The organism is Nocardia pseudovaccinii NBRC 100343 (genome assembly GCF_001613225.1).
Taxonomy (GTDB): Bacteria; Actinomycetota; Actinomycetes; order Mycobacteriales; family Mycobacteriaceae; genus Nocardia; species Nocardia pseudovaccinii.
Genome location: NZ_BDBY01000166.1, coordinates 1 through 24,934, shown reverse-complemented (window position 1 = coordinate 24,934; position 24,934 = coordinate 1). Strand labels below are relative to the sequence as shown.

The window sequence follows — 24,934 nt, the reverse complement described above, 5'->3', positions numbered from 1 at the left end:
GCGGTGTGGTCCGGGCTGTGAGCGTGTGTGCGCAGGTGCTCGGTTGGTGTCGCGTCTGGTGGCGCCGCGGTAGTGGCCTGGACCGCGCGGGTGGCGTGGTCCAGGCTGTGGGCGTGTTTGCCGGACGTGGTTGCTGACGTGCCCGGCGGCGCCGCGGTATGCGTGCCTGGACCAATAGCATGGATGCCATGGTGCAGTTCGCGATGCTGGTGATCATGGTCGGCGCGCTGGTGGCGATGGTCATGCTCTACCTGCGTGGCCGCAACGGTGTCCGGTTGTCGAATCCGGAGACGGGGACGCTGTATGTCACCGGGGTGAGTCCGCGGCCCGACGCGACCGGTGAGCAGTACGTGACCATCACCGGCAATCTGACCGGCCCTTCGGTGCCCGGCACCGTGGTGTACGGCCGCCTGGTGTGGGACGTGAACAACTGGCCCGCCATCGGGGATTTCATCCCGGTCGTCTACCCGTCGGGGAAGCCGGAACGCTGGCAGATCTCGAATCCGGGCGCGCGTCCGGGGCTCGGTTCCTGACCGCCCGCCGTCGCGCGGCGGGCGGGGCAGTGACACATTTTTCCCGCACTGCATGCCGTGCGTTGGAGCATGGACCGAGTGGTGCCTTCGGCCGATGACATCCCAGCGCCCGACTGCCACGACGGACCGTGTCTCGGCGGCTCCGCATGGAGTCGGCGGTTTTGCGCGGTGAGTCTTGTTGATCGCCCCTCTCTCTCGGTGGCGGTCCTGCATCGTGTCGGCGGACGTACGCGGCGAGTCGAGTCGACCGACCGGGTTGTTCGGGAGTCGCTGCCTGGGCAGTGGGAGGATGCCGGGTATGGATGCGCAGGACTCTCAGGTCGTCGTTCGCGACGCTCGCCCGGACGAATACGACGCCGTCGGTGACCTGACGGTCGAGGTCTATGTCGGAGAGGGCTATGTGCGTCCCGGCAGCCCGTATGTCACCGAACTCGCCGATATCACCCATCGCGCGGGCGCGGCGCAGGTGCTGGTCGCGGTGCACGAGGATCGGGTGGTCGGTTCGCTGGCGGTGGCTCGGCCGGGAACGCCGTACGCCGAGATCGCCCGTCCGGGGGAGTTGGAGTTCCGGATGCTCGCCGTGTCGAAGTCGGCGCGCGGGCTCGGTGCGGGAACGGCGTTGGTGCGCACCGTCATCGAAACCGCACAGGCCGAATCCTTTGCCACCGTGGTGCTTACCACGATGCCCGCCATGGCCGACGCGCGGCGGATCTATGACCGATTCGGTTTCGTCCCTGCGCCGGAACGGGATTGGAAGACCGACGCGGGCGAGTGGCTGTCGGTGCTACGGCTGGATCTCTCAGCCTGAATATCCGACAGCACCGACCGGCGCGGCGGTCGGCATTCGAGAGCATCCTCAGCCCAATACGGTCGCGACGATCCCCGCGAGATAACCGAGTCGCGCCACCTCGGACGGCCGGAAGTCGGGCCCACCGGGACGTCCGAGCAGCAGCACCTTGCCGGTATTTCCGAGCGGCGCCGCGGCCAGCTTCGTGTCCATATCGCGCCAGATCTGCGGCACCCAGTCGCCCTCGGGATCCAGGACGGCGGGCTTCTCCAACGGCATCCACGGCGCCGAACCCGCCTGCGTCTGCGGCGCACTCTGGCTGCCGACGACGCGGTAGGCGCCCTGCGGACCCATGTCGATGATCGTGCTCCAGCCGACGCGCAGCACTCGCGGCACTCCGTCGACGAGCACCTGTAGCCGATCGTCGCGGGCGCTGGCGACCTGATCGATCAGCTCGAGTTCGCGATGGGTGTCCAGCACACCGGAATACGGGCGGATCGAGTCCACGTGCACGTCGCCGATCGATTCGGCGGCGGTGATCAACGTGTCGGGTAGTGCACCCTGCGGCACCTCGACTACGAGATCGTCGACCGCGAATCCCGCACCCCGCTCGACCACGTCGAGGGAGAGGATGTCGGCGCCGACGGAGCCCAGTGCGAGCGCGAGCGCACCGAGGCTCCCCGGTCGATCCGGAAGTTGCACGCGGAGCAGGTAAGACACGCGCGTTCCTTTCCTTGGCGGCCGAGGCTCTGAAACGAATACCCGGGTCACGCAATACTTACACCCACAAGTCCGAGTTATCGACTCGAAGTACGGCCGGTGACGGATGCCACAGCGCGAATTCGCGCGGAAGCGGCGTGTCACGCTAGCCGGTGGGGTGTGTCGTTGCATGCGCGGCTCCTGTGAAAGTTGTGCAGTGGGGAGTCGCTAGGCTGTTCGGTGGCCGTTCACCAAGCTCAATCATGCCGAAAGGGGTCCGCGGTGCCCGCCATCTCCCGCGACGAGGTCGCACACCTCGCCCGGCTGTCCAGGCTCGCCCTGTCCGAAGCCGAACTGGATCAGTTCGCCGGTCAGTTGGATTCGATCCTGAGTCACGTGCGGACCATCTCCGAGGTCGCCGCCGCCGATGTGCCTGCGACCGCGTCGCCGAATCCGGCGACGAATGTGACGCGTCCGGATCAGGTCGTCCCGTGCCTCACCCCGGACGAGGCGCTCTCGGGCGCCCCCGCGGTCGAGGACCAGCGGTTCCTGGTTCCGCAGATCCTGGGAGAGGGCGAATGACCGACCTGACCGGGCTGGCTGCCGCCGAGCTGGCGGCCAAGATCCACGGCCGCGAGGTGACCTCGGTGGAGGTCACCCAGGCGCATCTGGATCGGATCGCCGCCGTCGACGGCGAGTACCACGCCTTCCTGCACGTGGCGGGCAACGAGGCGCTCAGCGCGGCGGAAGCGGTGGACGCCGCGCTCGCCGCGGGCGATGCGCCCGCGTCGCCGCTGGCCGGAGTTCCGTTGGCGCTCAAGGATGTTTTCACGACCACGGATATGCCGACCACATGTGCCTCGAAGATTCTCGAGGGCTGGGTCGCACCGTACGACGCGACGCTGACCAGCCGGTTGCGCGCCGCAGGCATCCCGATCCTCGGCAAGACCAACATGGACGAGTTCGCGATGGGCTCCTCCACCGAGAACTCAGCCTTCGGTCCGACCCGGAATCCGTGGGATACCACCAGGATTCCAGGTGGCTCGGGCGGTGGCTCGGCGGCCGCGCTGGCTTCGCATCAGGCGCCGCTGGCGATCGGTACCGATACCGGTGGGTCGATTCGGCAGCCCGCCGCGGTGACCGCGACCGTCGGCACCAAGCCGACCTACGGCACCGTCTCCCGGTTCGGTCTGGTCGCGTGTGCGTCCTCGCTGGATCAGGGTGGTCCGTGTGGTCGCACCGTGCTCGATACCGCGCTGCTGCACGAGGTGGTCGCCGGATACGACCCGCGCGACTCCACCTCCCGGAATGTGCCGGTGCCGCCGGTGGTCGCCGCGGCACGCCAGGGCGCCACGGGCGATCTGCGCGGCGTGAAAGTCGGTGTGGTGAAGGAACTGCACTCCGACAGCTACCAGCCGGGCGTCATCGCATCGTTCGATGCGGCCGTCGGTGTGCTGAAGGATTTGGGCGCCGAGATCGTCGAAGTGTCTTGCCCGCACTTCGAATACGCGCTCGCCTCCTACTATCTGATCCTGCCCAGCGAGGTGTCCTCGAACCTGGCGCGCTTCGACGCCATGCGCTACGGACTGCGCGTCGCCGACGACGGCAACCACAGCGCCGAGCAGGTCATGGCCGCGACCCGCGCCGCCGGATTCGGCCCGGAAGTCAAGCGCCGCATCATGATCGGCACCTATGCGCTGTCGGCCGGATACTACGACGCCTACTACGGTCAGGCGCTCAAGGTGCGCACGCTGATCGCCCGCGACTTCGACAAGGCCTATGAGCAGGTCGACGTCCTGGTCTCCCCGACCAGCCCGTTCACCCCGTGGAAGCTGGGTGAGAAGGTCGACGATCCGCTGGCGATGTACCTCTCCGACCTGTGCACCCTGCCCACGAACCTGGCGGGGCATCCGGCGATGTCGGTGCCGTCCGGGCTGAGCAAGGACGACGGCATGCCGGTGGGTCTGCAGATCATGGCTCCCGCGCTTGCCGATGATCGGTTGTACCGCGTCGGTGCGGCGTATGAGGCCGCGCGGGGTCCGGTCGCCTGAGAAGTATTGACCTGAGCGCCCATTCCTGTCCCGATCATGCGCGATTCCGCGTGAACTCGACCGGGAATGGGCGCTCAGGACATCCTTATGCGGGCCAGACGAACTCGGGGTCGCTGAGGTAGTCCTTCCGGCGTTGATCCAGTGCCATTGCGACCATTTGGTGTGCGCCGGGGCCGATTACCTTGCGCACCGGTGGGTTAGGCGTATTCACGAGCGCGATCAGTTCCGCCGCAGCGACTTCCGGGGCAGCTTCCACCCACTCGGACTCGGCATCTGTTTCCGGCGGTGGGGCGGTGGGGTCCGGGTAGTCCGGCATGCCGAGGATGCCGGTGCGCAGTTCTTTGTACACCGGGAGCGCCGTCGCGAACTTCATGCTCGATTTCGCCCAATCGGTATCGAACCCGCCGAGCTGTGCCAGCGTGACGTGAATTCCGAAGGGCCGCAACTCATCCGCGAGTGACGCGCCGAAACCCTCGAGTGCCCATTTGCTCGCGTTGTACATGCTGAACAGCGGCAGGCTGCCGACCGCGCCGACGGTCGAGATCTGCACGATATGTCCCGAGCCCTGCTTGCGCAGATGCGGCACCGCGGCCTGCGAAACCCACAGTGCGCCATAGAAATTGGTATCCATCTGGGTGCGGATCTCGGCTTCGGTCAGTTCCTCGACCGCGCCGACCAAACCGTATCCGGCGTTGTTCACGATCACCTCGATACCGCCAGCGATCGCGAATGCCTTGTCCACCGTGGCGATCGCGCGGTCGCGGTCGCGAACATCCAAGGGCAGCACCGTCAATCGGTCGTCGTCGATGTCGGCCATCGATCGTGGATCGCGAGCGGTCGCGACAACGCGGTCGCCACCGGCGAGCGCGGCGAGCGTGAACGCCCGCCCCAGCCCGCGGTTCGCGCCGGTGATGAACCAGGTTCTGGTCATTGTCGATCCTTTCGTCGCGAGACGCTCCGTCTCGTTTGACGACCATGCCAATCCGACTCGGTCTTGTCAAGACGAGACGTTTCGTCTCGCAACTTGGTACAGTCTCGCCATGGCCGAAACCCCCAGCGCAGCCAGGCGCAGCGAACGTGCCCGCGCTGCGATTCTCGGCGCCGCCACCGAACTGATCCGCGAGCTGCCCTACGCGAAGTTGAGCGTCGAAGCCATCGCATCCCGCGCCGGGGTCGGCAAGCAGACGATCTACCGTTGGTGGCCGTCGAAGGGGGCGGTCGTATTCGACGCGATGCTCGAACTCGATTCCGGCCCGGATGGTCTCGTACTTCCCGATACCGGCGATATCCGCGCGGACCTGCGTGAACTGCTCCGCGGCGCGATCGCCGAGCTCACCGATCCGAGTTTCGAAGCCTTCCTGCGGGCGATGTACATCGAGATACAACAGGATCAGGAACTCGCCGACGCCTACCGCGAGCGACTCCTGCTCCCACAGCGCGCGGCCATTGCCGAACGCTTGGCCGCTGCCGTCCGGGCCGGACAATTGCGCTCCGATCTCGATACGGAGTTCGCGATCGATCTGCTGCTCGGTCCCATCCAATCCCGCTGGTCCCTGGGACTGCCCGGCCTGACGGAGTCCTACGCCGACGCCACCCTCGAAGCCGCCCTGTCCCACCTCGCGTCTTGACCACCGTCCCTTGAACGGTCGCAACGCATCGGCCCCGGCCACCATCCCTTCGCCCATCGTGACTCGATCGGTCTGGAAGATCTCGGCGACTGCACGGTCGTAGCGGGTGACTCGATACCGCATTACATGGAGGAGGCCATCAACCCCTTCTTGGGGCAGTGGAACAAGCTGATTCGGTGCGGGCGGGTCAGCGGATGTCGGTGAGGTCTACGGTCGCGGCCATGGTGCGGTACCCGGCGTCATTGGGGTGCAGGTGGTCGCCGCTGTCGTAGGCGGGGGCCAGGCGGTGCGGATCGGTCGGGTCGGCGAGTGCGGCGTCGAGATCGACGATGGAGTCGTATTCGCCTGCGGTCCGGATCCATTCGTTGACCGCCAGGCGCTTGTTTTCGGCCGCATCGTTGAAGTAGGGCGAATCGCCGAAGGGGGGCAGCGTCGCGCCGAGGACGCGGAGTCCGGCGGCGCGGGCCTGGGCGATCAGGTCGCGGTAGGTGGTGATGAGCTGTTCGGGGGAGACGTCGACGACGGTGTCCACGGCGGTCACGCCGGAGCTGAGGCCGATGTCGTTGGTGCCCTCCAGGATGATCACGGTGCCGACGCCGGGCTGGTCGAGCACGTCGTGCCGGAATCGGGTCCGTGCGCTGTCACCCAGCCAGCTGGAATCCACGGTGACGCGATTGCCGCCGATGCCCTCGTTGAGTACGGCACGCGGTATGCCTGCCGCGGCCAGGCGTTCGGCGAGTTCGTCCGGGTAGCGATTGTCGGAATTGCGGGTGGAGCCGACGCCTTCGGTGATCGAATCGCCGAAGGCCACCAATGCCGAGCGCGGCGGCGCGACATTCGCGACCTCGACGCCGGTCAGGTAGTACCAGGATTGGCTGGTCTCGGTGAAGGCAGCGGCGGTCGCGTCGGCGCGGTGGTCGCCGTTTGCCCGGTAAGTGGTGGCGAAGGACTGGGCGTGCTGGGTGGCCGGGCCGGTCGGTTCGGCCAGGTACAGGGTGATGGTCACCGACTCCAGCGGCGCCAGCGACAGCATGGCCGGATCGGTCACGAGATCGGCGCCCGGCGCGATGCGGAACGACGGGGCGAGGCCGACAGTCAGATTCTGCACGCTGTCCGGATCGATCGCGCCATCGGCGGCGCTGCGGGCGATCGTCGCGCCCGCGACCGCGAGCGGTGTCGTCCCGTAGCGGTTGGTCAGCCGCACCCGAGTGGTCAGACCACCGTCACTGACCCGAACCACCTGGCGCACCGTGTGATTCGTGAATCCGCTCTCCGCCCAATTGGCCACGAATGCCTTGCTCGGCTGATGCGCCGAGGTCGCCCAGACCGTCGTCCAAACGAATGGCTTCGGTGGATTCGCGCCCGCCGTGCCGATGGTGGCGGGCAGTAGCACCAGCAGCAGCGCTACCACGGCACGAACTGTACGCACGACGAAACCCCTTCTGTGGCAGTGGATCCGATCCGCTCATCGGACGGTCCACACAACCACCCGACCCGAACCCGCATTCCCCCACCCCACCTTTACCCCGAACAGACCCCGACCACACCCGCCCGCACAGACCTTCGTTCGAGCGTTGCTCGGATACCTCAGTGTTCGGGATCGAACTCGAAATAGTCGATCCGCGAGCTCCGGCACATCTTCGCGAACGGGGCTCTGCGCGTCGGGCGGCATGTCGGTCTGCGACCTACCCGGGCGGTGTGGCAACCGCTCAGGGGTTCGGATCAGCGGGGCGTGCGGTCAGTGCCGCGTGCAATCAGTTGGCGCGGAGGGATTCGGCTTGCTTTCGGATGCCTTCGGTCATGCCCGCGAAGCCGCGTCGGAGGTTTTTGCCGAGGGCGGTTACGACCAAGGGGTGCAGCCAGCCGCCGAGTTCGAAGTGGGATTCGTAGCGGGTGCGGTCGGGGCCGAGTGCGGTGACGCGGTGTGAGCGCAGGCTGTGCAGGGCGCCGAGGGGGACCGGCTTCATCGAGTAGCTGAGTTCGGTGCCCGGGGTGTGCGAGACCATCCATTCGCGCTGGCGGCGCGGGCTGGAGCCGGAGAGCGCGACCAGCATATCGATCGGCTCGCCGGGGACGAGGGTGCTGCGGCATTCGATGCAGAAGGGGTTCCACTCGCCGTAGCGGGGCAGGTCGGTGATCACCTGCCACACCAGTTCGGCGGGGGCGTCGATTTCGACGGTGGCATCGATGACAAAGGACATGGTTAGCAAATTAGAACATGTTCTATAGCTGATCAAGCCTCTCAGCAGGAAAGTCGCGGGTCAGCAGGCGCCCATGGCGGTGCCCTGATCGGTGCCGTAGCGGTGACCGTGGCCCGGCGGCGCGTTCAGTGCGGCGAGCAGATCCGCACTGGTCTGCAGGAAGCTGATCACCGGAAGCCATTGCGGCACGGGCGCATCCACCCGGACATCGCGGAGCTCGGGTGCGCGCCACAGCAGCGACGGCGACCAGTGCACCACCGGATCCGAGCTGTTGGCCAATACCGTCGCGCCCGCCCGATGCACCTGACCGGCGGGTGGGCCCGCCCAGAGCGCCGCGCAGGTCCGACGGTCCTGGTCGGCGTCGTCGGCGAATATCGAGCTCCCGCCGAGCGCGCCGAGGCTCTGCCCGTAGACGTAGAGCTCGGGCTTGTGGTCGAGCATGTCGATGCGACGCTCCACGGCATCGAACAGTGCTCGCGCGTACGCGACCGCATCGTCGCGTCCGAAGACGAAGGTCACCCAGCTGGGGGCGTAGGAGTACTGCATCCCGACGAGTGCGACATCACCGCCGAAGCGTTCGTAGAACCCGCGAACCGCATTCGCATCGATCCATCCGGACCCGGTCGGCACCGCGAGCACGATATTGGACCGCTCGAACCCGCCGGACCGTTCCAGTTCCCGAATGGCCAGGGCCACACGGGAATCGAGATCGGGTGCGGAGTCGAGTCCGACGTACACCCGGATCGGTCCGGCGGGTGATCCGGTGACGAACTTGCGTCCCTCCGCGCCTAATGAAGGCCAGCTGACCGCGGATTCGGCGCTTCCGGACCGAACAGACGAAACCGGTTGCACCAGTACGGGATCGATCGTCGCATTGGCGGCGGCATAGGTACTGCGCCGCCAATCGACAACCGCGGGTACCCCGACGAGGTAGAGCACCGACACCGCCACCACCCCGACGGCGACACTGCGCGCCGAACCCAGCTTGCGCGCGAACCATCCGGTTGCGCGGACGATTCCGGCGACAACCCCCACGATTGCTACGGATGCGAGCGCCCAGCGCAGCCAATAGTCCGGACCGATCAGCGCGGTATCCATCGCCGCACGCAACCGGTTCTGCCAATGGGTTGCCTGCACGACCATGCCGACGACCGTGAGCACGGCCACGCCGAGCAACGGCGTGCGGAATCGATCCATCCGACGGTTGATATCGAAATCCCAGCGCCGCAACGCAAACCGAAGAAACCCGGCGACGGCCAGCGCAACTGCGGTGAGTAGCGCGGTCGACATCGCCTGGGCACTCGGTGTGCGCGGAAGCAGGCTGGGAGCCAAGGATATCGAGGTGCCGAGACCGATTCCGAGCGTCGTGCCGATTCGTGGCCGCACGCCACGGTGAAATCCCTTGGTGACGAGCTTCTTCCAGCGATTTTCCGGTCCGGGTGAAATGCTCGAGCTGGGCGACGAGCCCGAATCGTTCCGGGGGGAAACCGGTCTGGTCGCGGTCAACGTGCTCATGCCTGAACCCCCAGACCGCCGATACGATTCGAAGCTCGTACCGAAGAACGACGTCGATCCCGCACATCGGTAAGCCGCTGCCGGACGGACGGCAGGAACCCGGCCGCCCCGAGCCCGACCAGACCGCCACCGACGATCCACCCGCTGTTCCCGGAATCTTGTCCCCCGAAGCCGGATTCGGCAACCGGCACGCCATAGTCCTGCCGCCGCGAATTCAGATCGACGAACGTGTCCGCAATGCTCGCCATCGCACCGCACCGTGCCCGCGAGAACGCGTCGTCCCGAGCCGCGCACGCCTCGTGCATATGCACTGCCAGCGTCGCATCCAGCGCCTGCCTGGCCCACCCGCTCAGCGGCTGACCCTGCGCGTCCGCATAACGCAGTAGGTCATAACCCAAATCATGTGCCTTGCAAGCGGTCTCGAACTCACTGGGCAACGTCACCGGCGACGAGCAACCCCCAACCGGATTGACCAGCAGCCCATCGACAACAGCTGGTCGATACCCGAACCGCTCCGCGAAATCGGCGGGAATCACATCGACCGACCCTGGCCCGCCCGAGGTCAGGCCGACCACCGCGGCACCGGCCGACGCATTCTCCACCGGCCGCTCGACGGTGGCGGCATGCGCCGCGGGCGCCAGCATGATGGTGGCCGCCATGGTGGTCAGTGCGGCCGCTGTGAGTGCTGCACAGCGTCGTGCGACGGATTGATCGATGGTCGGTGTGCTCATGGTGCTCGACGGTAGGAATCCATCCCGCTACGCCACCTCACGCCGCGGAGCGGTTTCCCGGCCCGTGCCGCCGGGGGAGCGCGTGCGAGCCCTCCTACTCCGGTATCGGACCGGAATTCACCCGTGGGTATGAGGACCCAGACCGCTCGAGCTTCCTACTGTCGTAGCCATGAGGGAAAAACGTCGTAGCGGGATCAAGGGAATGAACGCGCGGATGTGGTTCGACGCGTTCACCGTGCTGCTCGCGGTGATCTTCTACGCCGTAGCGTGGCCGACGCTGCACCTCACCCATGACGTGCCGGTCGCGGTGCAGCCGTTCATCGCCGCACTCGCCGCGTTTCCCATCCTGCTGATCCGGCTCAACCCGGCGTTGGGCTGGGCGATATCCGCGGGTTCGGCCCTGCTCATCGCCCTGGCCATCCCGAATCAGCCGGACAATGAGATCCCGATCCAGGTCGTGCACATTCTGTGCCTGTTCGCGCTGCTGTTCGCGGTGGCCCTGCGCGCGGCGGTCCCGATCGTCGCGGTCGCCTGGGGAGCGACCTCGCTGCTGCTGGCCACCACGATGACCAGCGACGGTGACATCTCCGGCGGCGCGTGGGCCTGGCCGATCGCCTTCGCCGCCGTCGTGCTGTTCGCGATGCTGGTGCGCTGGCTGGTGCAGTCGCGCAAACAGTTGCTGGCCCAGGAGGAGGAGAACGAGCTGGAGCGGGCCCGGCGCACCATCCTGGAAGAGAAGGCCCGCATCGCCCGTGACCTGCACGATGTCGTCGCCCATCACATGTCCCTGGTCGTGGTGCAGGCCCAGACCGCGCCCTATCGGGTCGAGGGCGTGACTCCCGCCGCTCGCGCGGAATTCGAATCCATCGGCGCGACCGCCCGCGAGGCATTGAACGAGATCCGCGGGATGCTCGGTGTGCTGCGCAGCGACGGTCAACTGCCCGAACACGCACCGCAACCGAAGGCCGCCGATGTGCTCGGCTTGTTCGAGGGTGCCCGCCGCGCCGGGGTGCGCATCGACTGGACCGTCGACGGACTGCTGGATCCGGTCCCGGATTCGGTCGGTCTCGCGCTGTACCGGATCGTCCAGGAGTCGTTGTCCAACGCTTCCCGGCACGCTCCGGGCGCACCGGTGCAGGTGGCGATCGTGATCGGCGCCGACGCACTGCAGCTGAGCGTCGGCAATGCGCTGAGCGCTACTGTCGCGCGACCGGTCGGCAACGGCGGTCACGGCATCGCGGGCATGCGGGCGCGTGCGCTCGCGGTCGGCGGCGAGGTATCGGCGGGTTCGCGTGCGGATGGCGGTTTCGAGGTTCGAGCCCGGCTGCCGATCACTCCGGCGTCCGGGTCGGCTCTCGACCCGGTGATGACCGTTACGGTGACTGCCGCCGAAGAAGTTTGAGCGTCTTGCTCCACGAAAATTATTACAGGGCAATTGATTTCGAATGGAAACGGCCAGATCGCCGGGTACGCTCGAACTCGCCGTGCACCTGAATGTGACGCATGTGGCACCCGACTTGTCCGGCCGGAGTGGGCGGATAGGCTCTGCTGGTGGCAATTACTGTTCTGATCGCCGACGACCAGGCCATGGTGCGTCAGGGTTTCGGCGCCCTGCTCGCCGCGCAATCCGATATCAGCGTGGTCGGTGACGCGCCGGACGGAAAGGTCGCCGTCGCCGAGGCCAAGCGGCTGCGCCCGGATGTGGTGCTGATGGATGTGCGCATGCCGGAGATGAACGGACTCGACGCCGCGCGCGCCATCCTCGCCGCTGGCTTCGACCCGCCGGTGCGGGTCCTCATGCTGACCACCTTCGATATCGACGATTACGTCTACGAGGCATTGAGCATCGGCGCCAGCGGATTCCTGCTCAAGGACGCGCCCGCCGAGGAGTTGGTGCGCGCGGTGCGCGTGGTCGCCGACGGCCAAGCCCTGCTCGCCCCTACGGTCACCCGCCGACTGATCGCCGATGTCACCCGCCGCCGTAGCGCGAGCCGCGTCAAACCCACACCCGCGCTGGCGTCACTGACTCCGCGTGAACGCGAGGTGCTGGAGTTGATCGCCAAGGGCATGTCCAATACCGAGATCGCCACCGCGCTGTTCGTCGCCGAGCAGACCGTGAAAACCCATGTCTCCAAGGTATTTTCGAAGTTGAATCTGCGCGACCGCGCACAGGCGGTGGTACTCGCCTACGAATCCGGTCTGGTCACCCCGGGTTAGCGCGGCTGCTGCTGGCACTTACCGCCGTTGAGATCGTCGAGGTGTCGCGACAGCAGCCGGGCCAGCCGATCGAGCAGGGCGGTCGCATCCTCGAAGGTGCCCGAATCCGCCTGTGCCGCAAGCGCGACCGCGACACCGCCGGACCGGGTCGGCACGATGCCGAACTGACGGACGGTGTAGACGCCGGTTTCGTCGTCCGGGCCCCAGCCGCCCTTGAATTCGGTGCCCTCGATGGTGCCGAGGCCCCAGCGCTGTTCCGGCGTGATCTGTTCCATCAACTCGACCACGGTGCCGGACTCGGGCAGGCACGGCAGCTGCGAGGCGAAGCGCACCTGATTGGCCAGCGTCCATTCGGTCGCGCCGAATGCGATGTAGTCCATGCTGGTCTTCGGTCCGTACACATTGGTCAGCGCGTCACCGGCCTCGTCGAGGACCTCCTGAACGGCCCGCGCGGCCTCTTCGCCGTCACCGAGCGACTCCCAGAGTGCTTCGGCCGCATCATTATCCGAGACGGTGATCGCCTCATGCGCGTATTCGACGACGCCGGTCGGGTCGTGCCGCAGCGCGGCGATGGCCAGCGGCACCTTGATGGTGGACCAGGCGATGCCGCTGGTCCAGTCGCCGAAGATGGTCATCCGGCCGCCGCCGACCGGCATGATGGCCATCCCGACCTGCCCCGGCAGATTCGGCTGCAGTTGGGTGAAATCGGCGGCCAGCGAATCGGGCCGCGAGATCGACCAGCCGGGATGCCAGGATCCGGGCCGTTCGACGGGTAGCGTCGGCTCCGCGGGTGCGTCGTGGGTGCTGGGTAAGAGGGAACAGGAGGTGAGCGTGACCAAAACCGTGAGTGCCGCGCCGCGCAGCGCCACCCGATAATTCACCATCGTTCTTGTAGACCTCACCGCCGCGTTCTCCGCGCCACCACAACCTGACACCCGTTGTTCCATCGGCGGTGCGAAAAACATCCTCGTCACACCCGCCCGGTCGGTGACCGGACGTCGCGCGATCAGCACCGAGTCATGCCAAGAGGCCGACCGGGTGCTGACGCCCTGTTGATAGTTTCGCCGATTTTCCCGGAGAATTCGAAACAGCGTGGCCAAGGGGCTACCCGGTAGGCTCACAACTCTGTTTACGCGCTCGGACGACCGATGTCCGAGGGCCGCAGTCACCTGAAGGGGGTCGCGTTGCTGAACAGCGGTGAGGTGTTCGCCGGGTTCACCGTGGAGCGGCTGCTCGGCCAGGGGGGCATGGGCTCGGTATACCTGGCCAGACACCCCCGCCTCGGTAAGCAGACGGCGCTGAAGCTGCTGAATCGGGAGTTGTTCACCGACGCCGAGGTGCGTGCGCGCTTCGATCGGGAGGCCGATCTGGCCGCGCATCTGGACCACCCGAATATCGTCGCCGTCTACGACCGCGGCTCCGAGGACAATCAGCTCTGGATCTCCATGCAGTACATCGACGGCGTCGACGCGGCGACCGTGGACCCGATGACACTGCCGCCGGAGCGGGCGGTGCAGATCATCGAGGGTGTCTCGGCGGCACTGGATTACGCGCACGGCATGGGTGTGCTGCATCGGGATGTGAAGCCCGCCAACTTCTTGCTGGCTCGTTCCACCGGCGGGCAGGGCGAGCGGGTCTTTCTGACCGACTTCGGTATCGCCCGGTTGCGCGAGGACTCCACGCACCTGACCCAGACCGGCATGTTCAGCGCGACCCTGTCCTACGCCTCGCCCGAGCAGATGACCGGCGCCAAGCTGGACAACCGCACCGATCAGTACTCGTTGGCGTGCGCGCTGTACTGGCTGTTCACCGGCATGGCGCCATTCGACGCGCCCGATCCGAACGACATCATCCGCGGGCATCTGCAACATGTCGCCGCACCATTGGCGACCCGCCGCCAGGGTTTGAATCCCGCGCTGGACGGGGTGCTCGCCAAGGCGATGGCCAAACGTCCCGAACATCGGTACGCGACATGTGTCGAGTTCGCCGCCGCGGCCCGCAAGGCATTGACCGCACCACCGGTTGCCGCCGTGCAGGTGAATCCAGGCTTCCCACCGGTGTATCCGGGACAGGCCGCCGGATCCGCGCCGCCCGCACCGGGATTCGGTGTGCCCGCTGATCAGGGGGCCTTCGCACAGTCCACGCAGGCGGTCGGGCCCGCTGGATATGGTGCTGCGCCGCAGGCCTATCCACCGCTACAGCAACCGATGGCGCCAGGGGCGCCGCAGGCCGCGGGTTACCCTGCGCAGCAAGCGGCGCCGCAGCCGGGTGCACCGACGACGCAGGGGCCACCGGCGCAGGGGACGCCGCAGGCCGCGGGGTACTCGTTGGCGCCTGCGCAGCCGGGTGTGCCACCGGCGCAAGGGGCACCACAAGCTGCGGCGTATCCACCTCAGCCGGGGGCAGCGCAAGCGGCGGCATATCCGGCGGCATCGCAGCAGGCGGCTCCGCCTCAGCAGGGCGCACAGGGGCCTGTGGCGCAGGGACAACCGGCGCAGGGCCAGCCCATGCAGGGCGTGCCGGTACAGGGCCAACCGGTGCAGGCCCCAGCGGCGCAGGGCTCGCCGATCCCGGGCCAGCCGACTCAGGGACCACCGATTCCGGGTCAGCCGACTCAGGGACCACCGATTCCGGGTCAGCCGCCGCAACAGCCGCCGTCCGCGCTGCCGCCTGGTGCGGCACCACCGCCCTTCGGGCCGAATGCCGCTGGCCCGCAACCGACTCCGGACCACGGCCGGAGTACGGCCGTGCTGGTCGGCTGGATCGCCGTCGGCATCGTGGTCGCGGTTGTCGCCGTAATGGGCACGCTCGTGGTCGTCGGCTGGGAGTCGGAAGGCCCGCCCGATGCCGCCGTGCCGCCACCCGTTACCTCAACGACGGCGGCCGCTCCGTCCGATGTACTTGCCAAGAGCCGCAGGCTTTTCCCGAATCTGGTGCCGCAGGGCAAGGACGATTTCGGCGAGGCCTATCAAGACGCGCGCTGCATGGCATCGGAGGCCGGGGAGCCGCTGGGGATCGAGGACGAACCCTTGAAATCCAGCCCGTGGGTCACCGCTTGGGAATGCCATCGCGAAACCCAGGCCACCACGCAGATGAGTTACACCATCCTCGAATACGCCTCCGCCGCTGATGCCCGAGCCGTGGTCCAGGCGCTGCCCGCCAATGTCGCAACGGCCGGTAAGAAAAGCGGAATCCCGGTCAATACTCACCGCTGGGTCGTGGAAGACCCACCCGGCCCCCTCCAGCCCTTCTACCACACCGCCAAACTGGTGGTGAGCTTCGAATCCGACCCGGTCCGCTCGAATTTCCTGGTGTACGTTAGCAACCACGGCACCGCCGGTGGAGTGCAAACCGTCCCGCCGACACCGACGGCCCAAGACGCACTCACTGCCTGGTGGGACGCAGCGCCGCTGTAATTGCCTGCTGGACAGCCGAATTAGTGCCGACTCGGAAGTCTGGATGTTGATCGCGCCACTCGCGACAAGTCCACCCGGTGTCGCCCGGACCGAGCAACTAACCCGAGCTGGGCGCATTTGCCGTTGGGACCGCGCGCGGGCAGCCTGACTCGACGACGGACGAGTCGATCACCATGCCCGCTCACCATGCGCGGCCGTATCACCCTGCCGAACAAGCCGATCGGACGGTCGCACGCAATGCGGCAACCCGATACTCAGTCGACCGCCAACGCCTCCACGATCGGCATCCGGGCCGCCCGCAACGCGGGCGGAATCGATCCGAGCAGCGCCAATGCGAGTGCGGCGGTGCCGTAGACCAGCAGCATCGGGCTCGGCTGGTACGCGATGTCGATGGTCAGCGCGTGCCCGACGGCGACGGTCGCCAGATATTGGATCGCCGCACCGGCCGCGAGACCTATTGCCGCGCCGATGAATCCGATGCCGACGGCCTCGGCGAGCACCGAGCGCAGCAGGAACTTGCGGCTGGTGCCCATGGCCCGCAGTACGCCGAGTTCGCGGCGGCGTTCCAGGACCGAGAGCATGAGGGTGTTGAGCAGTGCCACGGTGGCCACTAACACCACGATCCACAAGATGGCGTAACTGATCGCCGAGCCCTGCCGCAGGCTGGAGGAGATGGCGACAACCGCTTGCGCGCCGGTGTCTACGTGGATATCCGCGGGCACCACGCGCCGCACCGCGGCCTGCACCGCCGACTTGTCCGCGCCCGGTTGGAAATGCACCGCGAGCACGGTTTCACCTGGTCGCTGATACCACGCGCGCATCTGGTCGAGGTTCATCACGACCACACCCGAGATGGCCGAGATATACGGAATCACGTCCAGCACCCGCACGGTGTGGTTGCCGGTCGGGGTCGGCAGGGTCAATTCGGCCCCGGCGCCGACACCGAGCGATCGCGCGACATCCCGAGAAATCGCCACCCCTTCCCCGGTGGCCAAGTGGGCCATGACTTCTCGACTCACCGAGCCGGTCTCGGATTCGTCCGCCTCGCTCGGATATCCCTGCAACATCACCCGCCCGGTGCCGAGGGTGGCGAAGGCCATCTGTGCGGGCCCGACCTCCCTGACACCGGGCACTTCGGCGATCTTCTCGCGTAATCCGTTGGGCAGCAACGGACCCGTCGGGAACTGCTCCATCGAGCTGGTGCTGACGAACAGATCGGTGTCGCTGAAGCCCGCGAAGGAGGCGGTGGCCGAATCGACCATATTGCGCGAGCCCCCGCCCATCGCGACGGTGGCGGATACGCCGATCATTACCGTCATCGCGGTGGCCCAGACCCGTCGCGGTGCGCGTTCGAGGGTGGTGGCCCCGAGCGTGCCCGGTGCGCCGAAGCGTCCGGCGATCGCCGCCGCGGCCCGCACGATCGGTCCGGTGGCGGCGAAGCACAGCGTCACCGCCCCGGCGAACGACATCGAGATCGATGCCAGCGATATGCGGCCCAGATCGGCCTCGGCAATGACGATCGCGCTGACGATGAGGCCGGCGCCGAGCACGATCGAGGTCCAGCGCAGTGCCGCACTCGTCGTATCGGTGCGCGCCACCCCCACCGGCGCCAGCGCCTCGATCGGTTCGACCTTGTACACCTGGCGCGCCGCGATGGCAGCCGCCAGCACGCTGGCCGCCACGCAGGCGCCGATCGCCATCGGAATCGCGTACCCGGGCACCATGTATTCGGTGCGTGCCTCCACCGATTGCATGATGGCGGTGGGAAGTTTGCCGATCGCGACACCACCCATGGCGGCGCCGACCACCGCGCCACCCAGTCCGCCGAGCACGCCGAGCAGCGCCGCCTCGACCAGCAGGTCACGCACCATCGGCCCGCGCTTGCCGCCGATCGCCCGCAGCATGGACAACACCGGCCTGCGCTGGGCGACCGCCATACTCATCGCGTTGTAGATCAGGAATGCCGAGACGATCAGGGCGGCCGCCGAGGCCATGAGCGTCGAGTACCGCACGATCTGGATGGCGCCACCGGCCTGTGCGGTGCGCAGCCCGGGATCGGCGACCACGGCGCGTCCGTCGACCACCTTGGTCAGCGTCTCGCGCAACTGGTCGACATCGGTGCCGTCGGCCGCGATGATCTGAATCGAGTCCAGCCGCCCGACGCGGTCGGTGAGTTTCTGCGCGAGCCCGAGCGGGGCGGCGATGAGGTGGCCACCGTTGAGCTGCTTGGAGGTCTTTTTATCGAGAACCGCTGCGACAGTGACGGTTCCAGAGCCGAGCGTGAAATGTTCACCCTCGGCGCGTCCCATCCCGGATCCGACCAGGACACCGTTCGGCACGGTGAGCAATTTGCTCGCCTGCGCGGCCATCGGCCCGCCCAGATCGCTGCCGAGTGCGGTAATGCTGGTGTCGGCGCCGATCAGCAGCGCCTTATCGGCGCCCGATCCGACCTGTGCGCGCAACATCGGCACTGCCTTGTCGACGCCGGGTGTGGTCGCGATGCGTTGCAGTTCCTGCTGATCGAAGCCCGCGTCGGTGATCCCGGTGACCTCCAATACGGCATTGCCGCCGAGACTGCGGGTGAGCCGGTCCACCGAACCGGTGACCGAACCGGAGATGCTGAACACCGCGACCAGCAGCGATGCCGAAATGGACATCACCGCCAGTGACATGAGGGTGCGGCCGCGGTGGGCGAGCAGTTCACCGATATTGAACAGCCGCAGCCGATCCCAGGCCGCGCCGATCACGCGCGCACCGTCCGCGCGGCGATATCGACCTTGTCATTGGAGCCGATCTGCCCGTCGCGCAACGTGATCACGCGGTCGCAGTATTCGACAGCGCCCATATCGTGGGTCACCATCACCACCGAATTTCCGTTGCCCGCGATATCGCCGAGCAGTTTCAGGATGGACGCACCGGTCTTGGAATCCAGATTGCCGGTCGGTTCGTCGGCCAGGATCAGCGGCGGATCCATGATCAATGCCCGCGCCACCGCGACGCGCTGCATCTGACCGCCGGACAATTCGGCGGGCCGATGGGCGGCGCGTTCACCCAGCCCGACCAGGTCGAGCAGTTCCAGCGCGCGCGGTTTGGCCTTGCGTAATCCGGTGCCGTCCAACAGCTTCGGAATGGCGACATTTTCCCAGGCGGTGAGGGTCGGCAGCAGGTTGAAGAACTGGAAGATGAAACCGACACGGTGGCGGCGGAATTCGGACTGCCGCTCGTCGTCGAGGCCGCCGATCTCCTCACCCCGGAAGCGGATCGACCCGGAGTCGGGGGTATCGAGTGCGCCGAGCAGATGCAACAGCGTGCTCTTACCGGAGCCGGACGGCCCGATGATCGAGGTGAATTCACCGGATTCGATGCGCAGGCTGATGCCGTCCAGTGCGCGCACCGCCTGTTCGCCGACGCGATATTCCTTGGTGATATCCGTCAGTTCCAGCATGGCCTGATCCGACATGGCGGTCCCCCACCCTCTTTCTCAACTATTCGATCTTGGTCGATTGTGGCGCACCGCAGTGTCGCACCTGCGCGTTATCGCGCCATCGCCTCGGCCGCCTGAACTCGGCGGCGATACTGCGCGTCGAGCACGGCGCGCAGGACCGGTTGCTCGGCGGCGAGTTCGAGATAGGCCTCGACCGTGGATTGGCCCTGCACCAGCGCCTGGTCCAATTTCGCGTCGAGATGGATATTCCACCGATATCGCAACGCGAGCAAGAGGCCCTCCGGTCCGCCGAACAACCGGTCCAGCTCCGGGATCTCCGCGAACAGGTCGGGGCTGGCCGGATCGATGGCCGCGCGGGTGAGCACGGTGTGCACGATCTCGGTTCGGCGGTGGTGATCTTCCCATCCGTTATGACTGGCGTGTCGCTCGAAATGATCGCCGTAGCGATTGCTTGCAGGTCGCTCGAAATGATCGGACATCGCATATGTCCTTCCGTGATTTGGTAGATCTCACGCTACGGACGACGAAATACGGTGTCTTCGTGCCAGGGACGCGAATCGATCTCCTACCGCGGTAGGAGCAGCGACCCGCTCCGAGTACGATGCACCTGCCCCGACCAGGCGGTTAGCCTTACAGGATGGATGTGACCCACGCCATCGCATCGTCGGCGGGCGCCCAACCGGCGATACCGTTCCGCGAAAGTGGGCGTGTCCGGGATCGGTTCGTGGCCTTCGTGCGCAACCCGGTCGCGGTCTTGCGCCGCAATCTCGAAGAGCTGCCGTTCGACTACCCGCCCTCGGTGATGATCAGCGCCGACGCGGCTCTGCTTGTGGTCGGTGTCGGCGCGGTCATTCAGCGCCACGAATATTTTCCGACCGCGCTGCCGATTCTGGCGCTCGTCCTGGTCTTCGTCTCGGTGCCGCTGTTCTGCTTCTTCGGTGTGACGCCGAGCCCGATCCTGCTCGTGGTCTCCGGCTTGGTCGCGACGGCGATCATGCTCACCCAGCCGGTGTCGTCCGACCTTTCCCCGTTCATCCTGGCGGTGATGGTCGGCGAGGTCGCGGCCATCGTGCGAAAACGCTTCAGCGCATTGTTCGCGGTGGTCGCGGTGCTCGAGTTGACGGCCTTCGATGCGGCCGGTCACCTGATGTGGAGTGCGTCGGGTCAGCGATTGCAGGGCCTGCAGATGTACATCGTCGGGATCGCGCTCGGCTGGTTGGTCGGCGTGATGCTGCAGTACCAGCGCAAATTCCTCTATCAGGAACGCCAGAGCCAGCAGATCCGGGCCGAACGCGCCGCCGACGCGGAGCGCAGCCGGATCGCGCGTGAGGTGCACGACGTCATCGCGCATTCGCTGAGCATCACCCTGCTGCATCTGACCGCCGCCCGGCACGCCCTGCAGACCGACCGTGACGTGGACGAAGCGGTGGACGCACTGGTCGACGCCGAGCGACTCGGCAGACAGGCCATGGCCGATATCCGCCGCACCATCGGCCTGCTCGACGCCCGGCCGTCCAAACTCGTGCCGGAGCCCGGCATCCGCGATATCGATGATCTGGTCGGTGATTTCGCCGGGGCCGGATTGGATGTTCGCTATACCCGTACCGAGGATCTGTCCGCGGTGTCCGCGGCGGTCGGGCTGGCGCTCTATCGGATCGGCCAGGAGTCCCTGGCCAATGTGATCAAACATGCGCCCGGCGCGACCGCGATCGTGCGGCTGGAGGTGGACTCGTCGGTGGCCCGGCTCATCGTGAACAATTCGCTGCCCAAGGGATTGCCGCCGGATCTCGGCGGCGGGATGGGACTGTCCGGTATGCGCCAGCGTGCCGAACTGCTCGGTGGCCGCATCAAGACCGGGCCATACGACGACGGCTGGACTGTGCGAGCCGAATTCCCGCTGAGCGGCGCGCGGGCCTGGTCGATGTCGTGTGGACTGCCCGACGTGATCCATGGGGCCGCGAGTGCGGTGCGTGACATGCGGCGCGACGGCGCGGTGGGGGAGGGCGCGTGACGACAGGGGCTGCGGCCGGTGGCGAGGAGACGGTCACCGTGCTGGTCGTCGACGATCAGGAACTCGTCCGCGGTGGACTGCGGCGCATCCTGCGGCGGCGCGACGGTTTCGTGGTCATCGAATGCGCCGACGGCGACGAGGTACCCGCCGCGATAGCGGCCGATCGACCCGATGTCGTGCTGATGGATCTGCGCATGAAACGCGTCGGCGGCATCGACGCGACCCGCATGCTGCGTGCGCGCGACGGTGCGCCGCCGGTGCTGGTGCTCACCACCTTCGACGACGACCAGCTGCTTTCCGGAGCATTGCGGGCCGGAGCGGCCGGATTCATCCTGAAGGATTCGCCCGCCGAAGATCTCATCCGGGCCGTTCGCACAGTCGCCGTCGGCGGAGCCTGGTTGGACCCGTCGGTCACCGGTCGGGTGCTCTCGGCATATCGGACGGTTCGACTCGCCGCCACCCGCGACGACAGCCGACTCTCCGAACTCACGGCACGCGAGTACGAGGTGCTCGAATTGATCGGGCGCGGGCGCGTCAATGCCGAGATCGCACGCGACCTCGGCATCTCCGAAGTCACCGTCAAGAGCCATGTCGGACATATATTCGGCAAACTGGAGCTGCGGGATCGGGCTGCCGCGATCGTGTTTGCGTTTGACCACGGGGTGGTCGCACCAGGACAATCCACGGGTTGACGGGCAGCCGGATCGCGCATACCCGGAGCTGGTGATGGGCGATCTTTGCCCGGGATGTGGAGGAATGACGGGGTGGACGGACCTGGATGGAGAGTCGGCACGCGGTTCGGGCCGTATGAGCTCAGAGCGCTGCTCGGCAAAGGGGGTATGGGCGAGGTCTACGAGGCGTACGACACGGTGAAGGACCGCGTGGTCGCGGTCAAACTGCTGTCCGACGAACTCGCCAGGGACCCGGTCTACCAGGTGCGCTTCCGTCGCGAATCGCAGGCGGCGGCCCGGCTGGCCGAACCGCACATCATCCCGATCCACGACTGGGGCGTGATCGACGGTGTGCTGTTCATCGATATGCGGCTGGTGCCCGGCACCGATCTGCGCAAGATCCTGCGCAATCAGGGGCCGATGAGCGCCGAGCGCGCGATCGGCATCATCGAGCAGATCGCGGCCGGTTTGGACGCCGCGCACGCCGACGGCCTCGTGCACCGCGATGTGAAACCGGCCAACATCCTGGTCACCGAGGCGGATTTCGCCTACCTGGTCGACTTCGGCATCGCTCATATCGAGGGCGACAGCGCGGTCACCCAGGCGGGCATGGCCATCGGCTCCTACACCTACATGGCCCCGGAGCGATTCGATTCCGGACCGGTGACCGGTCGCGCCGATATCTACTCACTCGCTTGTGTACTGCACGAATGCCTCACCGGAGCAACACCGTTCCCGTCCGGGAGCATGAGTGGGCTGATCCGGTCGCACCTCACCGAGGCGCCGCCGCGACCGAGCGTGCAGCGACCGGGCGTGCCAGCGGCGATGGACGAGGTGATCGCCCGCGGCATGGCCAAGGAAGCCGCCGATCGCTTCCCGACCGCCACCGATCTGGCGCGCGCGGCCAGGGCCGCACTCGGCACCGCGCCCGCCGCGAATACGCCGACACTGATCGTGCGGCCGCCCGATCCGTCGCGCGGACCGTCGGATCAGGCTGTGGTGCACCGCGGTCCGGCCTCGCCCGCGGAGTCGACGGGAACGATTCCGGCGGTGATCCATCCGACCGGGCCGACGGTGGTCTCACCCGCCGACCTCCAGTTCACGCCGTTGCCGCCGCAGCCGCCCGCAGGTCCGCCGTTCGGGTCGCCCGGGGTCGGTCGGCAGGTGCGGCCGTTTCCGGATGCGCATTTGTACGAGGAGTCGCCGCCCGAGTTTCCGCAGCACTTGCCGTCACCCCGGTACCCGGGTGATCCGGCGGCTCCGCCGACTCAGCGGTATCCAGAGTCGCATTACCCCGAAGCGGGGTACCCGGAGGCTCGATACCCGGCACGGCAGTATCCGGAACAGTATGGTGCGCAACAGAATTCGTCTGCTCCGGAGACGCGCCGGGTCCCGTTGCCGGAACCCTTTTCCGGCACACCGCCATTCGAGCCGCCGCGCGGTCCCGCCCATGCGGCGCCCAACCCGTACCGGCCGTCGCCCCGACCGGCCGAGTATTCGCCGCAGGGCTATGCCGAACCCGACTACGAAAACGATTACTACGCAGAGGATCCCGCCGCGGATCCGGATCAGCGGGATCGATCGGTCATGCTGCCGATCATGGTCACCGTCTTCGTCATCGTGGTGCTTGCGGTCGGTGGTGCCATCGGCTGGCAGGTGCTCGGCTCCGGCAAATCCGGGGATTCGAATGTGCAGGCAGGTGCGCGGGTGACCACGACGGCCGCCATCGGCACCGCAGGCGGTTCGACCACATCGCCGTCGACCTCGACCACGAAGGCCGCACCCACCTCGGTCACCCTGCCCGCGGGCGCGACGAACTGCACGAACGGCCAACCCGTCGCAGGCAGCTTCACCCAGTCGGCCACCGGATCCTCGGTCACCAGCTGCGGTTTCGCGGAAGCGGTCCGCAAGGCCTACGCCGAATCCGCCGCCACGAACGTCTCGCGCTCATCGCGCTCGGTAGTGGCAGCCAGTCCGGTGACCGGCCGGACCTACACCATGAACTGCGTCGCGGAGGGACAATTGGTGACCTGCACCGGCGGTGAAAACGCGGTGGTCTACATCTACTGACGCAGAAGCCGCGGCGAACACGTCGTGTCCACACGGCGAAACTTACAGCTTCGATCTCGTTGCGTCCACGCTATCTCGGGGCCAGCGGACGCCGGTGGCCCCGAGATAGCGGGTGTAGTTCTCCGGTCGGGTGCGTGCGCCTGACCCCGCGGTACCGCGCTTGCTGCCGATCCATACCGGGGCTCGCCACTCGCACCTCACGAGGAGAACCCCACGCACGTCTTGGAGGTCAAGGACGGCTCGCAGGACCGGCTCTACACCACCGAAATCGACGATCCGCTGTGCGGCACTGCGCTTGCCCGGTCGCGGTTGGTGTGACCTTGTGGTTAGCTATCCAATTCTGAAATATTTCCTGTGTGCACGCATGTAGTGCGCGATTTTGTGGGAGTTCAACTTGCCCATTCGGGAAAACCGGGTTCATTCACGAATTGTGAAACATCGCACCAGGTGTCGAGCGATGATTGTGACAAGGCAACGAGCAGTATCGGCTACCAGTCGATCACCATTGCGTCAGGGGGATGGTCGAGTGGTTGCTTCAACCATCGAAAGTATCTACCTGTGTGAATGAGCACAATGAGTCCTAGTCCATTTACCGTCGCAAACAAAATACCGAGCAGTTGGTGTGACAATTGCTGTTACGTCCGTAGCGGACATGGAAAATCGGGCGGTGGTGCCAATGCTGCGGCGCCGTAGGCCGACGAAGTCGACATTGCTACCATCGACCAAAGCTGCAAGAGCGATTCGCATGCTGCGTCGTACTCTGTCGCTGGTGATCGCTATCGCGGCTGGTCTCCTGTTGTTTCTGATAGGTCCCTTCAGCGCCATCCGGAAGAATCCGAGCCGGGCGGAGCTATTGGTTATCGGAATAATTTTGGTCGTCGCCCTGATGGCGCGACTGATCTCCACGCGTAATACGGCCGGGCGCGACATAAATCGTGTCGATCTGTCTCACGCGCGGA

At 66.7% G+C, this 24,934-nt stretch carries 22 protein-coding genes; 12 read left to right on the top strand and 10 right to left on the bottom strand.

The window, feature by feature from the left end; translation table 11 throughout:
• Nucleotides 1-188 precede the first annotated feature (188 nt).
• Complete coding sequence (locus tag NP3_RS19360; protein WP_063042996.1) at nt 189-533, top strand: hypothetical protein; 345 nt, start codon at nt 189-191, stop codon at nt 531-533.
• A 298-nt stretch (nt 534-831) separates the two neighbouring features.
• Nucleotides 832-1,341, top strand: coding sequence for a GNAT family N-acetyltransferase (locus NP3_RS19355; protein ID WP_063042992.1), 510 nt, complete (start codon nt 832-834; stop codon nt 1,339-1,341).
• Nucleotides 1,342-1,389: 48 nt separating this feature from the next.
• Here NP3_RS19355 and NP3_RS19350 read toward each other — a convergent pair whose 3' ends face one another.
• Complete coding sequence (locus tag NP3_RS19350; RefSeq protein ID WP_063042991.1) at nt 1,390-2,040, bottom strand: ACT domain-containing protein; 651 nt, start codon at nt 2,038-2,040, stop codon at nt 1,390-1,392.
• Nucleotides 2,041-2,301: 261 nt separating this feature from the next.
• Here NP3_RS19350 and gatC point away from each other — a divergent pair, with 261 nt between their 5' ends.
• Together gatC and gatA are read left to right on the top strand one after the other, a co-directional pair.
• A complete protein-coding gene (gene gatC, locus NP3_RS19345) occupies nt 2,302-2,601 on the top strand; it encodes an Asp-tRNA(Asn)/Glu-tRNA(Gln) amidotransferase subunit GatC (protein WP_063042990.1) in 300 nt (99 codons plus the stop codon).
• Nucleotides 2,598-4,070: an Asp-tRNA(Asn)/Glu-tRNA(Gln) amidotransferase subunit GatA gene (gene gatA / locus NP3_RS19340; RefSeq protein WP_063042989.1), complete on the top strand. Its 1,473-nt coding sequence runs from the start codon at nt 2,598-2,600 to the stop codon at nt 4,068-4,070. The genes gatC and gatA overlap by 4 nt, the downstream gene beginning before the upstream one ends.
• A gap of 85 nt (nt 4,071-4,155) precedes the next feature.
• Here gatA and NP3_RS19335 read toward each other — a convergent pair whose 3' ends face one another.
• Nucleotides 4,156-5,001: an SDR family NAD(P)-dependent oxidoreductase gene (locus NP3_RS19335; RefSeq protein WP_063042988.1), complete on the bottom strand. Its 846-nt coding sequence runs from the start codon at nt 4,999-5,001 to the stop codon at nt 4,156-4,158.
• Nucleotides 5,002-5,110: 109 nt separating this feature from the next.
• On the opposite strand from NP3_RS19335, the gene NP3_RS19330 reads away from it, so the two are divergent.
• Nucleotides 5,111-5,698, top strand: coding sequence for a TetR/AcrR family transcriptional regulator (locus NP3_RS19330; protein WP_063042987.1), 588 nt, complete (start codon nt 5,111-5,113; stop codon nt 5,696-5,698).
• A 187-nt stretch (nt 5,699-5,885) separates the two neighbouring features.
• On the opposite strand, the gene NP3_RS19325 is transcribed toward NP3_RS19330, so the two are convergent.
• The 4 genes from NP3_RS19325 to NP3_RS19310 all read right to left on the bottom strand — a co-directional run bounded on the left by NP3_RS19325 (nt 5,886) and on the right by NP3_RS19310 (nt 10,145).
• Nucleotides 5,886-7,127 carry an SGNH/GDSL hydrolase family protein gene (locus tag NP3_RS19325; protein ID WP_063042986.1) on the bottom strand — a complete coding sequence of 414 codons (1,242 nt, stop codon included), beginning with the start codon at nt 7,125-7,127 and terminating at the stop codon, nt 5,886-5,888.
• 325 nt (nt 7,128-7,452) lie between these two features.
• Nucleotides 7,453-7,899: an SRPBCC domain-containing protein gene (locus NP3_RS19320; RefSeq protein WP_063042985.1), complete on the bottom strand. Its 447-nt coding sequence runs from the start codon at nt 7,897-7,899 to the stop codon at nt 7,453-7,455.
• A 60-nt stretch (nt 7,900-7,959) separates the two neighbouring features.
• The gene (locus NP3_RS19315; RefSeq protein ID WP_084508699.1) at nt 7,960-9,414 is read right to left on the bottom strand and encodes an alpha/beta-hydrolase family protein; all 1,455 of its coding nucleotides are present in this window, start codon (nt 9,412-9,414) and stop codon (nt 7,960-7,962) included.
• Nucleotides 9,411-10,145 (bottom strand): hypothetical protein, encoded by a 735-nt coding sequence (locus NP3_RS19310; protein ID WP_063042984.1) that lies wholly within the window; start codon nt 10,143-10,145, stop codon nt 9,411-9,413. The genes NP3_RS19315 and NP3_RS19310 overlap by 4 nt, the downstream gene beginning before the upstream one ends.
• A gap of 169 nt (nt 10,146-10,314) precedes the next feature.
• Here NP3_RS19310 and NP3_RS19305 point away from each other — a divergent pair, with 169 nt between their 5' ends.
• Both NP3_RS19305 and NP3_RS19300 read left to right on the top strand, forming a co-directional pair.
• Nucleotides 10,315-11,547: a sensor histidine kinase gene (locus NP3_RS19305; RefSeq protein WP_373864769.1), complete on the top strand. Its 1,233-nt coding sequence runs from the start codon at nt 10,315-10,317 to the stop codon at nt 11,545-11,547.
• A gap of 149 nt (nt 11,548-11,696) precedes the next feature.
• Nucleotides 11,697-12,362, top strand: coding sequence for a response regulator (locus NP3_RS19300; protein ID WP_040693694.1), 666 nt, complete (start codon nt 11,697-11,699; stop codon nt 12,360-12,362).
• Here the strand turns inward: NP3_RS19300 and NP3_RS19295 are convergent.
• Nucleotides 12,359-13,246 (bottom strand): serine hydrolase, encoded by an 888-nt coding sequence (locus tag NP3_RS19295; protein WP_063042982.1) that lies wholly within the window; start codon nt 13,244-13,246, stop codon nt 12,359-12,361. The genes NP3_RS19300 and NP3_RS19295 overlap by 4 nt on opposite strands.
• Before the next feature lie 264 nt (nt 13,247-13,510).
• Between NP3_RS19295 and NP3_RS46850 the strand changes: the two genes are divergently transcribed.
• Nucleotides 13,511-15,778 carry a serine/threonine-protein kinase gene (locus NP3_RS46850; protein ID WP_245721021.1) on the top strand — a complete coding sequence of 756 codons (2,268 nt, stop codon included), beginning with the start codon at nt 13,511-13,513 and terminating at the stop codon, nt 15,776-15,778.
• Nucleotides 15,779-16,032: 254 nt separating this feature from the next.
• On the opposite strand, the gene NP3_RS19285 is transcribed toward NP3_RS46850, so the two are convergent.
• The 3 genes from NP3_RS19285 to NP3_RS19275 form a co-directional block, all read right to left on the bottom strand.
• Nucleotides 16,033-18,525 carry an ABC transporter permease gene (locus tag NP3_RS19285; RefSeq protein ID WP_063042981.1) on the bottom strand — a complete coding sequence of 831 codons (2,493 nt, stop codon included), beginning with the start codon at nt 18,523-18,525 and terminating at the stop codon, nt 16,033-16,035.
• A complete protein-coding gene (locus NP3_RS19280) occupies nt 18,522-19,223 on the bottom strand; it encodes an ABC transporter ATP-binding protein (protein ID WP_245721020.1) in 702 nt (233 codons plus the stop codon). The genes NP3_RS19285 and NP3_RS19280 overlap by 4 nt, the downstream gene beginning before the upstream one ends.
• Nucleotides 19,224-19,312: 89 nt before the next feature.
• The gene (locus NP3_RS19275) at nt 19,313-19,702 is read right to left on the bottom strand and encodes a hypothetical protein (protein ID WP_245721019.1); all 390 of its coding nucleotides are present in this window, start codon (nt 19,700-19,702) and stop codon (nt 19,313-19,315) included.
• A gap of 158 nt (nt 19,703-19,860) precedes the next feature.
• Between NP3_RS19275 and NP3_RS19270 the strand changes: the two genes are divergently transcribed.
• The 4 genes from NP3_RS19270 to NP3_RS49850 all read left to right on the top strand — a co-directional run.
• Complete coding sequence (locus tag NP3_RS19270) at nt 19,861-21,234, top strand: sensor histidine kinase (protein ID WP_063824820.1); 1,374 nt, start codon at nt 19,861-19,863, stop codon at nt 21,232-21,234.
• Nucleotides 21,235-21,272: 38 nt separating this feature from the next.
• Nucleotides 21,273-21,926 (top strand): response regulator, encoded by a 654-nt coding sequence (locus NP3_RS19265; RefSeq protein WP_063042993.1) that lies wholly within the window; start codon nt 21,273-21,275, stop codon nt 21,924-21,926.
• Nucleotides 21,927-21,998: 72 nt separating this feature from the next.
• Nucleotides 21,999-23,975, top strand: coding sequence for a serine/threonine-protein kinase (locus NP3_RS50475; RefSeq protein ID WP_245721018.1), 1,977 nt, complete (start codon nt 21,999-22,001; stop codon nt 23,973-23,975).
• Nucleotides 23,976-24,597: 622 nt separating this feature from the next.
• A partial coding sequence (locus NP3_RS49850; RefSeq protein WP_218024881.1) for a hypothetical protein occupies nt 24,598-24,934 on the top strand: 337 nt, incomplete at its 3' end.

Excerpts from the sequence above, each read along its gene's own strand:
- NP3_RS19360 (WP_063042996.1), top strand. The coding sequence starts at position 189 with ATGGTGCAGTTCGCGATGCTGGTGATCATGGTCGGCGCGCTGGTGGCG.
- NP3_RS19355 (WP_063042992.1), top strand. The coding sequence starts at position 832 with ATGGATGCGCAGGACTCTCAGGTCGTCGTTCGCGACGCTCGCCCGGAC.
- gatA (WP_063042989.1), top strand. The coding sequence starts at position 2,598 with ATGACCGACCTGACCGGGCTGGCTGCCGCCGAGCTGGCGGCCAAGATC.
- NP3_RS19335 (WP_063042988.1), bottom strand. The coding sequence starts at position 5,001 with ATGACCAGAACCTGGTTCATCACCGGCGCGAACCGCGGGCTGGGGCGG.
- NP3_RS19330 (WP_063042987.1), top strand. The coding sequence starts at position 5,111 with ATGGCCGAAACCCCCAGCGCAGCCAGGCGCAGCGAACGTGCCCGCGCT.
- NP3_RS19320 (WP_063042985.1), bottom strand. The coding sequence starts at position 7,899 with ATGTCCTTTGTCATCGATGCCACCGTCGAAATCGACGCCCCCGCCGAA.
- NP3_RS19315 (WP_084508699.1), bottom strand. The coding sequence starts at position 9,414 with ATGAGCACGTTGACCGCGACCAGACCGGTTTCCCCCCGGAACGATTCG.
- NP3_RS19310 (WP_063042984.1), bottom strand. The coding sequence starts at position 10,145 with ATGAGCACACCGACCATCGATCAATCCGTCGCACGACGCTGTGCAGCA.
- NP3_RS19305 (WP_373864769.1), top strand. The coding sequence starts at position 10,315 with ATGAGGGAAAAACGTCGTAGCGGGATCAAGGGAATGAACGCGCGGATG.
- NP3_RS19295 (WP_063042982.1), bottom strand. The coding sequence starts at position 13,246 with ATGGTGAATTATCGGGTGGCGCTGCGCGGCGCGGCACTCACGGTTTTG.
- NP3_RS46850 (WP_245721021.1), top strand. The coding sequence starts at position 13,511 with ATGTCCGAGGGCCGCAGTCACCTGAAGGGGGTCGCGTTGCTGAACAGC.
- NP3_RS19280 (WP_245721020.1), bottom strand. The coding sequence starts at position 19,223 with ATGCTGGAACTGACGGATATCACCAAGGAATATCGCGTCGGCGAACAG.
- NP3_RS19275 (WP_245721019.1), bottom strand. The coding sequence starts at position 19,702 with ATGTCCGATCATTTCGAGCGACCTGCAAGCAATCGCTACGGCGATCAT.
- NP3_RS19270 (WP_063824820.1), top strand. The coding sequence starts at position 19,861 with ATGGATGTGACCCACGCCATCGCATCGTCGGCGGGCGCCCAACCGGCG.